Genomic DNA, 14603 nt, shown 5'->3' with positions numbered 1-14603 from the left:
CGCTTGCCGGGCCTACGGAACTGTCGGTTTTGCCTGATGGCGTCTCACTTAACGGTGCTGCAGTTTTGTAGGCCGTATAAGCGCAGCGCCATCCGGCGAGATCAAAATGGTCTGAATCCCCGCACCGGCGCTGCCGCGCTCACCCACATCACTATTGCCGCCAACACCAGCACCGCCCCACCTGCTAATGCCAGCGTGGTCCAGCCGATCTGCCGCCACAATACCGGCGCTTTATTGCCGCCAAGCTTCACCGCTAACTGACGGAAACTGTGCACCAGCAACGCCAGCGAGGAAATCGTCAACGACGTGCCTGCCGCCATCGCCAGCGCCGACGCCATTCCCCAGCCAAACACGCCAATCACCTTACTGAACAGCAGCACCATCAACGCCCCTGAACAGGGACGCATCCCCATCGACAGCACAATCATCAGCCGGGCGCGCCAGTCATCGCCGCTTTGCAACTGATCCTGGGTCGGCACATGCTGATGCCCGCAGCCGCAATGTTCATGATGGACATGGTGCGGCGTGAATGCCTTAAACGTCGGTCGCCGGAGTATGCGGCGTAACGTTTTCAGCGCCCGAACGCACAGCAGCACCCCCAGCAGCCCGACCAGCGCATAGCTGGCTTTCTCAAGCCACGCTCCGGTAAGATGCAGCTGCCTCGCGGGAAGCTCCAGCAGTGTTAGCACGACCACCACCAGCGCAATCGCCACCAGCCCCTGTAATAAAGAAGATGCCAGCGTCAGCCCGATACTGGATCGCAGCTTCGACGGATGCGTGGCAAGCCAGGTGGCGATCACCACTTTGCCATGCCCCGGCCCCAGCGCATGCAGCACGCCATACAGAAAACTGAGCGCCAGCAGTGAACCGCCCGCCCTGCCGGGATTGTCTGCCACGGCCTTTAACAGCCCGCTCATGCGGCGGTTGACGTCCCGTTGCCAGCCAATGCTTTCATAGAGGATCGATGACCAGTGCTGCCACAGCAGAATGCCGCACACCGTGGCCACCACCATAAACAGCGCCAGCGGCCAGAGTGCTGTCCAGCGTCGTTGGGTTTTTATCGACTGGCCGATTACTGACATATCAGCGTCACCGTTTGCGCGAATTGTTGTCCGAGCGCCATATCTTCCGGCGGCGCGTCTTCTTTATCCAGCGACTGGGCAAACTTCAGCGTCTCCTCCCCCGGTGTCGGGGTATGGACCTTCAGCTGACAGCTTTTTTGCAGCGCCACGGGCAGCGTCACGTCCTGATCGCGGGCGTAGCTCATGTCCACATAATAGGTGGGATCGAACGTGGAAAAGGTATAGGTCTGCCCGGCGAGCGGCTGGGGTTCAGCCAGCGGCAGGACAAATGTCAGCACCGCCTGATGCGCCTGCCGCTCCATACCGTACTGCGTTGGCCGGTTCAGGAACTTCACCTTCTGCCCGTTGTGCCAGAACTCGGTGAAATAGTGCTGCCCTAATACGTTGGCCATCACTTCGGCGGCGAGTTTTTTCCAGATCTCATCCCCCGGCTTTGCATCTTTCGCGTCATACAACAGATCCGCTGAAGTGATCTCATCCATCGTCCAGCGCATTTGCAGCCCGGTAAGCTGGCCGTGATCGGCCACCAGCGTCGTTTGCAGGCTGATAAAGCTGTGGGGATGAGCCAGCGCGGGCAGCGATAAAAGCGCGAGAAAGAGCGCACCGACGCATTGTTTAACTGTTTGCATGTGTTCCTTACGTGAAAAATTCTGTGATGTTCCCCGGCAATCCTGAGGGAAAGCTCCCCGCTTACGCTTTCGCCGGTGCATCCTTTAGCTACTCTTAACAAAACCCCTAACTGGAGCCAACGCAGATGACCCTCGTGATGACCCCTCCATCTGTCCTCTCCAGCCCACAACGTCGCTGCCATGCTTTTTTGATGTTGTCGTTGCCCGGACACGCTCTGACGCCCGAAAGCCTTGGCGAACTGAACGGTGTGGATGGTGCCGTCACCCGGCAAGATATAGCCGACACGGGTCTTGAGATCCAGCGTTATCATCGGCTGAATATCATCACGCAGCCGGATGGCTGTTATCGCATTGAGGGCAGCATTCTGGATCAACGGCTGTGCCTGGTGCACTGGCTGCGGCGCGCGCTGCGCCTGTCGCCCGACTTTATCAACGCGCATTTTACCCCGGCTTTAAAAACCGCCCTTAAACAGAGCGACATCGCCCGCCCGCTGTATGACGATACGAATCTTCAGGCGCTGATTAATCTCTGCGCGCGCAATTTACAGCGCCAGTTCGAATACCGTGACGTGCAGTTTTTGCGGCTCTATTTGCAGTATTGCCTGTTGCAACATCAACTCGGCTTTACCCCCGAATTCAATCCTGTCCAGCAGGCGTGGGCGCAAAGCCGCGCAGAGTACCGCGCCGCGCAGGACATCGTGCGTCACTGGCAGCGCCGGGTGGCGAAGATGCCTCACGACAGCGAACACCTCTTTCTGGCCGTGATGTTTATGATGTTACGCACGCCGGATCCGCTGCGCGACGGGCATCAGCAGGACTTACGGCTGCGCCGGGCAGTGAACCAGATGATTGGCCGTTTTCATGCGCTTTCCGGGATGCGTTTCAGCGATGAGCAGGGGCTGGCGGATCAGCTCTACATCCATCTGGCGCAGGCACTGGATCGCAATCTGTTTGGCATTGGCATCGATGACACCTTGCCGGAGGAGATGCATCGCCTCTATCCGCGGCTGATGCGCACCACGCAGGAGGTGATGGGCGGCATAGAGCGGGAATATGGCATGCGCTTTAGCCCGGAGGAAACGGGACTGGTGGCGGTGATTTTTGGCGCATGGCTAATGCAGGAGAGCGATCTGCATGAAAAACAGGTGCTGATCCTTACCGGTAACGATCCGGCACGGGAGGCGGAAATTGAACGGCAACTGCGTGAACTCACGTTGCTGCCGCTTAATATCAAGCACCTGAGCTTACGGGCGTTTCAGGACGAAGGCCCGCCGCGGGACGTGGCGCTGATCATCACCCCTTACGCCACCGCCCTGCCGCTGTTTTCCGCGCCGCTGATCCATGCCACCGCCTCACTGAGTGAGCAGCAGCAGGACCATATCCGCGTTATGCTTGAGGGCTGACCTGAGGGCTTACTCGCGGGCGCAGCACCATTGCCGGTAACGCCACCAGCGCCATCACCCAGAAGACGCCCTGGTGCAGATGCTGGAACAGAAAACCGGCGAATACCGTCATAATGGCGATGCTGCCGCCCATGGCGACGGCGGAGTAAACGGCCTGCAAGCGGATCACTTCTGCCCCCTGGCGGGCGGCGATATAGCGCATGGCCGCCAGATGACAGACGGTAAAGGTGCCGCAGTGCAGGATCTGGATCAGCACCAGCCCCGGCAGCGCCGTCGTCCAGCCCATCAGCCCCCAACGCACCACCCCGCATACCGCCGACAGCAACAGCAGATCGCGGGCGCTCCAGCGGCGAAACAGCTTATGACTGAGAGTAAAGACCACCACTTCGGCCACCACGCCCAGCGACCACAGATAGCCCACCGTCGACGCGGAATAGCCCGCCTCCTGCCAGTAGATAGCGCTGAAACCGTAATAAGCAGCGTGCGCCCCCTGTAACAGCGACACGCAGGCCAGAAAGCGCCAGCTCTGGCGGATCAGGCTTTTCCACGCAGGCCAACCGGCGGCTTCCTGCTGGCGGCTCTGACCCTGCGGCAGCACCGACGGACGCAGCAGCATGCCCAGCAGCATGGAGATCAGACCCAGCGTGAGCATCGCCAGAATCGCCTGATGGTCATACAGACTCACCAGCTTGCCGGTCACCGCCGAGCCAATCACAAAGGCAATGGAGCCCCAAACCCGCACCCGACCATAATCCATGGTGATCTGCTTTTGCCAGGTATTGGCGAGCGCATCCGTCAGCGGCACCAGCGGCGAGAAAAACAGGTTAAAGCCGACCATCACCACCATCAGCCAGGCGACGGTATGCCCGGCCCAGTACGCCAGCGCAAACAGCAACGTAAGCAGCGCCAGCACCCGCAGGGCGGTAATAAGACGGGAAGGATCGCTGACGCGCGGCGCGATCAGCAGACTGCCCAGAAAACGCGCCACCAGGCCCGCGCCAAGCAAAATACCGATGGTCTCTGGCGTTAAACCGATGCCCTTGAGCCAGACGCTCCAGAAAGGCAGAAAGATGCCGTAGCTAAAAAAATAGGTGAAGTAGGCGAGCGCCAGCCAGCGCGTGGAGTGCAGTACCATGATTTCCTCCTGAATGGTGGCGATAGTCTGGAGGGAAAAAGCGGTGCTGGCAAGTAACAGTTTTATAACATTCCTGCCCATTGTGGGCAGGAATGGAGTTAACAATATTCCAGTACCATGCTCTGGCACAACGTGTCACCCGGTGCCAACGGCACCAGCTGCCCGGCCTGCGACCGGTGGTGATCATCCGGGGCGTGGCTCATCGGCTCCAGGCAGAAAAACTCAAACGCGTAGCCTTTATCGAACGCCGGATCGGACACAAAGACAAAATAACAGGGCGCGGGCGGATCGGTGCGCATCCGTAAACAGTGATCGGCCTGGGTGATCGTCGCCTCGCCGTTCCAGCCCGCAAAGCCGTTATTCACCCAGCGGCGCGGCAACGGCGCGGGCCGGGAGAAATCCAGATCCGCAGGCAGCGTGGGCTGAAATTCCCCCGCCAGCCACTGCTCGCGCTCAAGCCAGTAACCCTCGGCGCTTGCCTGCACGCGGGTGGCTTCGTCAAGCGGAAAATAAGGATGCCAGCCGAGGCCAAACGGCAGCGTCTCGTCCCCCTCATTTTTGACGGTGAGCGTCAGGGTAAGCGCGGCGGGCGTCAGGCAAAAAGTCTGGCGCACTGAGTAGTGATAGGGTCCCTGTGCGTGCCGGAAGTTAAGCGTCAGCGCGTCCTCCGTCTGAGATTCGCACTGCCAGTCGTTGAGCCAGCCGTCGCCGTGCAGATAATGCGCATCCCACTCCACGTTAGGCTGCAACGCGACTGTTTTACCCTGCCAGACGAAGCGATTGCCGCTCACCCGATTGCCGAACGGCACCAGTGGAAAACACGATGACTCCACCGCTACGCCGCTTTGCTTACCGGGGCGCAGCAGCGGCGTGTCGTTATGCCAGAAGCCCTCAATCACCCCGCCGCATTCGGAAACAGCAAGGCGCAGCGCGCCCTGCGTTAAGGTATAAACCGTCATTTTTTACCTCATCAGTCCGGGAAGTTGATCACCACTTTGCCGCATTTGCCGCTGGCCATCAGCGCGTAGGCCTCTCCCGCCTGCGCCAGCGCGAAGCGATGGGTAATGGCGTTGCGCGGCCAGAGTTTCCAGTCGGTCAGGTCGTGAGCGCATTTTTCCATATGAAACAGGCTGGTGACCCAGGAGCCAATAATCCGCCGCTGGTGGTGCATTAAGTCAGCACTGACTTCAAATTCCACTTTGCCGGTTTCACCAATGTAAACCACGCGTCCCCAGTCGGCGGTGGACTGCAACGCCAGCAGACGTCCGGCGGCGTTGCCGGAGCAGTCCAGCGCCACGTCCGCGCCGCCGTGGGTGAGATCGGCGAGAATGGCAGGTAGCCCGTCGGTAGTGGCGAGATAACCGTGATCCATTACCCCAAGCTGTTTCGCCATCGCCAGCCGTTCCGGCAGCATATCGACGCCGATCACCCGCTTGGCCCCGCGCCCTTTCGCCAGCATCATCGCCATCATTCCCACCGGGCCTAGTCCCACCACCAGCACGTTATCGCTGCCGGACACTTCCCCGCGCAGAATGCCCTCATACGCCGTGCCCACGCCACAACTGATAAACGCGCCGTCCTCATAACTGAGCGCATCCGGGAGCAGGATCAGATCCTTTTCTTCTGCCAGCAGGTACTCCGCGTGCCCGCCATCGCGCTGCCAGCCATAGGCCGCTTTGCCTTCGCCGGTGCAGGAGATAGGGAAACCCCGGCGACAATTCGGGCAGAAGCCGCAGCCGGAGATGTGATACACCAGCACCCGGTCGCCCTCTTTAAAGTGGCGGCAGCCCGGTCCACGCGCGATGATTTGTCCGCAGGGTTCGTGGCCGTTAATAAACCCCTGGTAGAGCGGTTTATCGGGCGCGGCGGCGGTGGCGCGGTGGTGATGGTAGATATAGTGGACATCGCTGCCGCAGATGCCTGATGACTTCATTTTCAGTAAGACCTGGTTAATCCCTGGAGTTGGCACCGGCACTTCACGTAAATCAACCGTGGAGTTACCGGGCAAATAAGCAGCCAGCATCGTTTTCATAAATCCCTCTCTGAGTGTTAATTCTTTTTCGCGTTACGTTCGGTAAGCAGGATGTTCGCCAGTACCGCCACGACAATGATCACGCCGCGCACCACCTGCTGGAAAAATGAGTTAATGCCAAGCAGCACCAGTCCGTTGCCGATCAGGGTGATCACCAGCACGCCCAGCAGCGTGCCGAACAGCGAGCCGCGCCCGCCGGAGAGCGCCGTGCCGCCAACCACCACCGCGGCGATCACGTCGAACTCCAGCCCGTTAGCCGCCCCCGCGTTGCCGGAGCCTAAGCGTGCAGCCAGCAAAATCCCGGTGATGGCGGCGAGCAGACCGGAGAGCGTAAAAATCAACATCCGCACGCGTTTGACGTTGATGCCGCAAAGTTGTGCGGCAGTGGCGTTGCCGCCGACGGCAAACACCGAACGGCCAAAGGCGGTTTTGCGGCTGATAAATACAAACACAGCAAAGAGGATCATCATGACAACCGCCGACACCGGGATGCCGAGCAGATTGCCGCCCAGCCAGTCCAGCACGTCGTTTTCCTCAATGGGCACTGGCAGCGCGTTGGTCATAAACAACCCCATGCCGCGCAGGGCGCTCCAGAGTCCCAGCGTTGCCACGAAGCTCGGCACGTTAAAGAGGCCGCGCAGCGCACCCGCCAGCGTGCCCATCGCCGCGCCGAGCAGCAGCACCAGCAAACAGGCGACGGCGAGCGGCATCCCGAACTGCAATAAAAAGGCCAGACATACCGAGACAAAGGCCACCATCGGCCCGACGCTGACATCGATTTCACCGGAGATAATAATCAGTGTCATCGCCCAGGCGGCAATGCCAATGGTGGCGGCATCGCGCAGCACGTTCATCTGATTATTCAGCGAAATAAACCCCGGCGCGTTAAGCGAAAACACCAGGTATAAAATGGCGATCACCGCCAGCAGGCCAATCACATTGATGTGTCGGCTGATAAACGGCTTTAGCGCACCGTTGTTGCCTTGCGGCTGCGTTATTGACGAGGCTGACATCGTAAAACCCTCTGTGAGTGGATCAGTGTACGGACAAGATCGCGGACATCAGTTCATCCACGCTGACGGGCGAGACAAATTCCCGGCTGAAGGTGCCGCGCTGGAGCAGCAAAATACGGTCGCAGACCAGCGGCAACTCTTCCACTTCACTGGAGATAAACACCACGCTTTTGCCCTCTGCCGCCAGTTCACGCACGATGGCGTAAATTTGTTGTTTTGCTTCAATGTCCACACCGCGCGTCGGTTCATCGAGTAGCAGGATCTGACTGCCCGCGTAGACCCAACGCCCGATCACCACTTTTTGCTGATTACCGCCGGAGAGCGTACCAATGGGCGTCTCGCTGCTGGCGGCTTTCACGCTCATGCGCTGCATTATGGCGTCGGTAAACTGACGGATGCGCGGCCACTGCAACACGCCGCGCGCGCTCACCGCATGGCGATTGGTGATCACCGTGTTTTCATCCACGCCGAGCAGCGGCACGATCCCCGCCTCTTTGCGGTTTTCCGGAGTGTAGCCAATGCCACGCGCCAGCATCGCCGCGTAGCCAGGGCGATGCAGCGTTTCGCCGTTGAGCACGATCTCACCCGCGTCAAACGCCTCCAGCCCGACGATGGCTTTCAGCAGTTCGCTGCGCCCCGCGCCGAGCAACCCGGCAATACCGATCACTTCGCCGCGATGCAGGGTAAAGCTGATGTCGTTGAGCTTCGGCGGCTGACGCAACCCACGCACCGTTAACACCGGTTCACCGCGCGGGGCGGCGCAGGCCACTGGCGTGTGTGATTGCTGTTCGCGCCCGAGCATCAACGCCACAATGTCCCCGGTGGTGGTGTTTTCCAGGCTGACGTTACCCGCCACCTGGCCGTCGCGCATGATGGTAGCGGCGGACGCGATGCGGCGGATCTCCTCCATCCGGTGACTGACGTAAATCACCGCCACGCCGAGCGCCGACATGCGTTTTACCGCCGCCATCACCAGTTCCACTTCCTGGCTTGCCAGCGAACTGGTCGGCTCGTCGAGGATCACCAGCCCCGGCTCGCCCGCCATCACGCGGGCAATTTCCACCAGCTGTTTTTGCGCCGGACTGAGGGTTTCCACCAGCGCGTCGGGGTCCACGTCCACGCCGAGCGCATCCAGACGTTGCCGCGCCTGGCGGGTCATCTGCCGCTGGTCGATCATTCCCCCCTGCTTCGGCCAGTGTCCGAGACAGAGGTTTTCGGCAACGCTCAACCCTTCGACCAGACTCAGTTCCTGGTACACCGCCCGCACGCCCAGTTCTGCCGCCCGCCGGGTGCCGCCCTCAAGCCGCGTACCGTTCAGTTTCACGTCGCCGCTGTCGAGCCGTTCGCTACCGGTCAACATACGAATGAGGGTGGATTTCCCCGCGCCATTTTTGCCGAGCAGTGCGCGCACCTCGCCCTTGTGCAGAGTGAAATCGACGTTATCCAGCGCGATCACACCGGGATAACGTTTATTCCCTGCTATCACCTGAGCGATGGGCAGCGCGTCGTGTTGCTTTACCGTCGTCATTAGTCCGCCTTCTGTCAGGGTAAACCGTCCACGTGCGTCGTCAGCCACGCTTTGCCGTCTTCGGCATTGCTGTAGAGATCAATCGGCACCTGAATCACTTTCTCTTTCAGCGGCGTTTTTTCGATCACCGCCAGCGTCTGGGTAAACACCGCGTCACCCATTTTTTTGCCGGAAATATCTACAACCGCTTTTAGTACCTGGTTATCCTGCAATTGCTGGGCGATTTCGGTGGTCATGTCGGAACCGAAAACAACGATTTTCCCGGTCCGATTCTGGTTACGCACCGCTTTCACCGCACCCAGCGTCGCGCCGCCGGATTCGCCCATGATGGCGTCGAGATCCGGCGTGGAGATAATCAGCTTCTCGCCTACCGAAATGGCTTTATCCAGCACCGTACCTTCCTGGTTGGCAACGATCTGCATCCCCGGCACTTTGGCTTTCAGCGCCGCTTCAAACCCTTTGCGCCGCTGGACGCACACTTCATAGGCTTCGCAGTTGATCACCGCGATTTTCGGCGCGGCGATCTTATTGGCAATAAAGTATTCCGCCGCCGCATCACCGAGTTTGCGGCCAAACTCCACCGGGTCACCCACCAGCCAGGCGGAAACGTATTTATCCACCCCTTTCTGGCTGATGCAGGTGTTGTAGCAGAGCACCGGGATCCCCGCCTCGCTGGCACGGCGTACGGTGCGGCTGCTGCCGGTTTCTGAGACGGCAGAGAGAATGATGGCGTCAACGTTGCGCGCCACCAGGGTGTCGATAAACGAACTTTCTTTGGAAATGTCGCCCTGAGCGTTGGTTTCAATCAACTGCACCTTCGTGTCAGAGGCTTTCGCCGCATCCTGAACGCCCTGCCGCACCCCGGCGTAATAGCCCTGAGTGTCGAGGTAAATCGCGCCAATAGTCAGCTCTTTTGGCGCGGCGGTGGCAGTACTTAACAGCGGTAACATCACCAGCGACAGGAGCGTCGCCTTGAGTTTGCGGGACATAATCGACTCCTTGTAGGGTATTTTTTATTTTCACGGAACGAGGCGGAAAACAAACGGCATCACCGCCCTGAACAACGCGGCTTTTGGCCACGCCGGATTAAGCGCCTCCAGCGTAGCGCAAGCCTTATGCCAACCGCTTTCATCGCCTTTTCCGGCGGCGGCAAGCGCCTGCACGTACACACATTTTTCCATGTGTTGCTGCTGCAAATCGCCATACAGCGACAGTAAATCCGGCTGCGACACCGCAAAGAAATCCGCCTCAATGCACGCACCCGCCATGTGATCCGCCCAGTTCGCCATATCGCTAAACAGCGCGTCAGCCGACAGCGACTCGCCCAGCATTCGCAGCGCCAGCCCTTGCCAGAACAAGTAATCCACTGGCTGATCGTTGTAGTAGCTGTGAATGTTAATCGTGCGGTCGCCCTGCGCGGCCTGCTGCCAGGCGCGTCTGGCCTGGACGTCGTCGCCCTGCAGGTGAGCGCTTACGCCCAGCCAGAACCAGATGTCATTATCCGTCTGCCCCGGCAGCCGCCCTTCGCTGAGGTTTTCCGGGTAGTGCAGCGCCGCTTCCAGCAATGGCGCGGCCTGGGCGGGCTGGTTGTCGTTAATCGCCTGCCAGCCGCGCAGTAGCTGGTTGAGAATAAACTGACTGGTGACTTTGCCTTCGCCGCCTTCCCACGGGTGGAATTTGCGGTGGGCCAGCACCTCTGCGGCCTTGCCGGTTTCGCCGCACAGATGCCAGAGGTTAAGCAGTTCGGCAGTCATGTCGTCGCGTTTGAGCGCAACGTCCAGGCGGGCTTCCAGCCGCGCGAGGCGGGTTTGCGGTGTAGCGCCGGTGAGTTTGTCCAGCAGATCACGCTCGAACAGCAGGCGGGCGTCATCCGGCAACAGCCGACAGGCCTCATCCAGATACTGCGCGGCCTGCTGGGCATCGCGGGTTTTGTTCCACGCGTGAATGGCAAGCCCGCGCCAGCCGTCGGCAAAATCCGGCTCCTGCGCCACACACTGTTGCCACAGCACAATCGCCGTGCCGACATCACCTTTGCTGTAGTGAAAACAGGCCAGCAGATGGCGGGCGAATGCGCATTCATTGATCGCATACAGCGCATCCACTTCATCAAGGGTATTCGGGAAGCGCACAAACTGCGGGAACGCGTCACGGGCGCGGGCAATCAGTGTGCTGCGCTCAGAGGCGGGCAGCAGGCTGGCCTGCAAATAGAGCGGTAGCGTGCGCTCGCAGGCCAGGGTATCCAGCACGTCCCGCGCCAGATCCGCCCTGCCCCAGTTCAGCAGTTGCCCGGCGGTCACCAGCGCGTTGATGTCGCGCCCGCCGCACAGGTTGCGCCAGTTGGCGAGCGCCTGCTCACTGCGTGACGCGTGCCATTCCAGCCACCACAGCGTCGGGTTGAGCGGGTAGTCGCGAAGCAGCGTCGTGCGTTGCGCCGCCGCCTCGCTGGAGCCGTTCAATTGCAGCAGCAGATTTTCCAGGCACAGCACGTCCTGATTGGTCGGGCAGGCGCACAGACTCTGGCGGCAGAAATCAATGCCGTCGGTGTAGTTTCCGCTGCGCGCCGCCAGCCGCGCCAGACCATAAAAACCCGCCGCCTTGCTGTTGCCGCTCCAGGTGGCGCGCCAGAAATCTTCCTGCGCCTCGTGCCAGTGTTGCAACCGTTCGTGGGCGCTGGCGCGAATGGCGCTCGCCTGGCCGCACAGCGGGTTTTTATTCAGTTTGTGCGCACGCGCTAACGCCTGGTTGGCATACGCCACTGCACGCTGATACCCGGCGCGGTTATATTCCAGCATCGCCAGCGCAAGATTACAGCGGTAGTCCAGCGGATCGATTTCCGTGCCGCGCTGGTAGTAATCAAACGGCGAACGGCTGGCGTGGTTGTATTGCTCAAGATGCTGGCCGATAAACCAGGCTTCATCTGCCGACGTAATTTCTGCGGCAGCAAGCGGGGCCACGGCAACGTCCGGCAGCGGCAGTTCGCCCGGCTGGTGCTCGTCGTAATGCAGCACCTCGCGGCCCTGTTCGTCGTACAGAGTGATGCTCAGTCGCTGGGCGTTAGCCACATTTAGCGTGCCCTGCATCACGGCGGCAGGCGTGAGGTTAACCATTTCGTCCAGCAGCGGCGCACTGTTGCCCGCTTCGCGGATCGTCAGGCGGTAACGGGTGAGCCGGGCGATGGCGTACAGCCCCCATTCAATACCGTTTTCATTGCGCTGGAGTTTCAGCACCGCGTCGCGGGAGGCATTCTGCACCATCCCCAGCGTGTGGTACGGCAGGAAATACTGCACGAAGCGTTTTTCTTCAAAGGCATCAAGCCAGGTAAAGTCCGGCTGGTTGTCGGCAAAGATCCCGGTCATTAATTCAATGTACGGACCATTTTGATCGGTGAGATTGCGATCCCACGCCCGGCCAAATTCACTGTGTCCCCAGCTCCACTGCTTTTTGCCGGGGGCGATGTGGTGATCGGCGACGTGCAGCAGGCCGCCATCTTCATCATGGTTCCACGCGCCAACGAAGTCATATTCTGATTTTTCCGCCATGTAGGAGGTCGGCACTGGCACGTTTTTGTAACGTGAAATATCGACGCCGGCGGAGTAATCCACTTTGTAGTAGGTGCCAGTGGCGATGGGGAACGCGGACACGGCGCGCTTGCCATGATCGAACACGGCGGTAACGTCCGGCGGGAAGACGCTCTGGTGGCCGTCGCCGCCATTCACCGCCGGGTTCGCCCACCACAGGAAATGGCGCGGCGTGGCATTACCGTTATACACCCGGCTGCCAATTTCCAGCGCCGCGCGGTACGGGCGCAGGGTAAACCCGGTCATCACCTGCAAGCCGTGCATCGGTTCGGTTTCACCCACCCAGACAGTTTTCGCCCCGTCGTCGTGTTCTTCAATGGTGCAGTCCACCGGCATGTAGGTGGTCGGGCGGTGGTGCTGCGGCCAGTTAAATTCAATGCCGCCGGAGATCCACGGCCCCAGCAGGCCGACCAGCGCCGGTTTGATGACCTCATTGTGGTAGACAAAATCGCGCTGTTTCACTTTGTCCCACGCCCGCTGCACGCGCCCGCCCAGCTCTGGCAGGATCATAATTTTCACGTAGTCGTTTTCCAGCCACACCGCCTGCCACTCTTTGAACGATTTGCTGTCGCTTAAGCTGTCGGTAACGCCATACGGGTAAACCGCGCCGGTCGATCCCTGGTAGACGCGATTTTCCAGAAACATGGGGTGAATATCCTGCGGGCCGGTTTCATAGGTGGGGATGGAGACGGTTTCGCGCCAGATTTTTACGGATTCCATGATGCCCTCATAATTAACAAAACATACTGAATTGATAAATTAGAGGCAGTGTAATAGACATAATCGGCGCTTTTACGCACAATAATCATGCAATTCACTAAACGAGGTTTAGTAAACATGAGGCCGTGCATTAACAATCAGCAAATCCGTCGCTTCAATAAATGCGTGGTGCTGGAGCATATCTACCGTGAAAAACGGGTCACTAAATCAACACTTGCGCGACTGGCGCAAATCTCGATTCCGGCGGTGAGCAACATCCTCGACGAACTGGCGGCAGAAAAACGGGTGCTCAACGTGGAGGATGAAAAACAGACACGTGGCAACAGCAGCGGTACCTGGCTGATTGCGCCTGACGGCGACTGGACGCTGTGCATGAACATCACGCCGACCAGCATTGAATGCCAGCTTGCCAACACCTGCTTAAGTCCGAAAGGCGAGTACGAACATCACCGTATTGACGCCCCCACGCCGCAGGCGCTGCTGGCGGCGATTGAGGCGTGCTGGCACCGTTACCGTAAAAACTGGCCGGGGCGCACTATAAACCTGGCGCTCGGCGTTCATGGTCAGGTCGATCCGGTAACGGGGGTGTCGCAAATCATGCCGCAGGCCCCCTGGAGCCACCCGGTCGAAATTAAATATCTTCTTGAGGAAAAACTGGGCATTACCGTGTTGCTGGACAACGACTGTGTGATGCTGGCACTGGCGGAGAAATGGCAAAATTTAGCTAACCGCCAGGATTTTTGCGTCATTAATGTCGATTACGGTATCGGCTCCTCTTTTGTTATCAACGGTCATATTCATCGGGGAACGTTAAATGGCAGCGGGCAAATCGGCCACACCATTTTTGATCTCGATGGCGTGGCCTGTGATTGCGGCCGCTATGGCTGTCTTGAAACGGTGGCCTCATTATCAGCATTAAAAAAACAAGCGCGTATCTGGATGAAATCTCAGCCAGGTTGTACCGATCACGATCCTGAAACCATCGGAAGCCAGCAATTAATTGCCGCCTGGCACCAGGGAGACGAGCGCGTGCTGCGCTGGGGTGAGCAAGCCGCCAATGCCATTGGGCTTACGTTATATAATCTTTTGAATATATTGAATATTAATCAAATATGGTTTTATGGACGTAGCTGTGAATTTGGCGAAAACTGGCTGGCGGCCATCAATCGACAGATCGGTATTACCCCATTCGATCAGGGCGACGCCATCCATCAGCGTCAAACGCAAATTGGTTTTGGCAAATTAACCCGCCCGCAGCAAATTTCAGGTATCGGTTATCTTTTTGTTGAGGATGCGTTATCGCAGCTTTAATTAATAGACTTACTCTATTTCCTGGCAAAAATGAGCTTTTATACCCAATGGATTTCGAGTTGCTTCGAGGCGGCAAGAGAGAGAATCCCGATGAGCTTACTCAGGTAAGTGATTCGGGTGAACGAACGCAGCCAACAAAGAAGCAACTTGAAAGACGACGGGTATAGTGGCA

Annotated in this window: 11 protein-coding genes; 2 read left to right on the top strand and 9 right to left on the bottom strand. The window is 59.0% G+C overall.

Features of this window, described 5'->3' with window-relative positions:
• Nucleotides 1–101 precede the first annotated feature (101 nt).
• Both KW828_RS10480 and KW828_RS10475 read right to left on the bottom strand, forming a co-directional pair.
• Nucleotides 102–1082: a nickel/cobalt transporter gene (locus tag KW828_RS10480; protein ID WP_218336305.1), complete on the bottom strand. Its 981-nt coding sequence runs from the start codon at nucleotides 1080–1082 to the stop codon at nucleotides 102–104.
• On the bottom strand, nucleotides 1073–1711 hold the full coding sequence (locus tag KW828_RS10475; protein WP_218336304.1) for a DUF1007 family protein: 639 nt from the start codon (nucleotides 1709–1711) through the stop codon (nucleotides 1073–1075). Before KW828_RS10475 ends, KW828_RS10480 begins: the two co-directional genes overlap by 10 nt.
• Nucleotides 1712–1836: 125 nt before the next feature.
• On the opposite strand from KW828_RS10475, the gene csiE reads away from it, so the two are divergent.
• Nucleotides 1837–3114, top strand: a complete 1278-nt coding sequence (csiE, locus tag KW828_RS10470; RefSeq protein WP_218336303.1) for a stationary phase inducible protein CsiE — start codon at nucleotides 1837–1839, stop codon at nucleotides 3112–3114.
• Here csiE and KW828_RS10465 read toward each other — a convergent pair.
• The 7 genes from KW828_RS10465 to KW828_RS10435 form a co-directional block, all read right to left on the bottom strand.
• A complete protein-coding gene (locus tag KW828_RS10465; RefSeq protein WP_218336302.1) occupies nucleotides 3098–4249 on the bottom strand; it encodes a 3-phenylpropionate MFS transporter in 1152 nt (383 codons plus the stop codon). The two genes, csiE and KW828_RS10465, sit on opposite strands and share 17 nt — an antisense overlap.
• A 98-nt stretch (nucleotides 4250–4347) precedes the next feature.
• Nucleotides 4348–5208, bottom strand: coding sequence for an aldose 1-epimerase (locus KW828_RS10460; protein ID WP_218336301.1), 861 nt, complete (start codon nucleotides 5206–5208; stop codon nucleotides 4348–4350).
• 11 nt (nucleotides 5209–5219) lie between these two features.
• Complete coding sequence (locus KW828_RS10455) at nucleotides 5220–6281, bottom strand: zinc-binding dehydrogenase (protein ID WP_218336300.1); 1062 nt, start codon at nucleotides 6279–6281, stop codon at nucleotides 5220–5222.
• Nucleotides 6282–6298: 17 nt separating this feature from the next.
• Complete coding sequence (locus tag KW828_RS10450) at nucleotides 6299–7294, bottom strand: ABC transporter permease (protein WP_218336299.1); 996 nt, start codon at nucleotides 7292–7294, stop codon at nucleotides 6299–6301.
• 22 nt (nucleotides 7295–7316) lie between these two features.
• Nucleotides 7317–8822 carry a sugar ABC transporter ATP-binding protein gene (locus KW828_RS10445; protein WP_218336298.1) on the bottom strand — a complete coding sequence of 502 codons (1506 nt, stop codon included), beginning with the start codon at nucleotides 8820–8822 and terminating at the stop codon, nucleotides 7317–7319.
• Between the two features lie 14 nt (nucleotides 8823–8836).
• Entirely contained in the window at nucleotides 8837–9811 is a 975-nt protein-coding gene (locus KW828_RS10440) for a substrate-binding domain-containing protein (RefSeq protein ID WP_218336297.1), read from the bottom strand.
• A 30-nt stretch (nucleotides 9812–9841) separates the two neighbouring features.
• Complete coding sequence (locus tag KW828_RS10435; protein ID WP_218336296.1) at nucleotides 9842–13120, bottom strand: DUF5107 domain-containing protein; 3279 nt, start codon at nucleotides 13118–13120, stop codon at nucleotides 9842–9844.
• A 117-nt stretch (nucleotides 13121–13237) separates the two neighbouring features.
• On the opposite strand from KW828_RS10435, the gene KW828_RS10430 reads away from it, so the two are divergent.
• Entirely contained in the window at nucleotides 13238–14431 is a 1194-nt protein-coding gene (locus KW828_RS10430) for an ROK family transcriptional regulator (RefSeq protein ID WP_218336295.1), read from the top strand.
• Nucleotides 14432–14603: the final 172 nt, after the last annotated feature.

This window comes from Enterobacter sp. ENT03 (genome assembly GCF_019218745.1).
Lineage (GTDB): Bacteria > Pseudomonadota > Gammaproteobacteria > Enterobacterales > Enterobacteriaceae > Enterobacter_D.
Note: the sequence above shows the minus strand (reverse complement) of the source record. Positions and strands in the feature narration are given on the sequence as shown.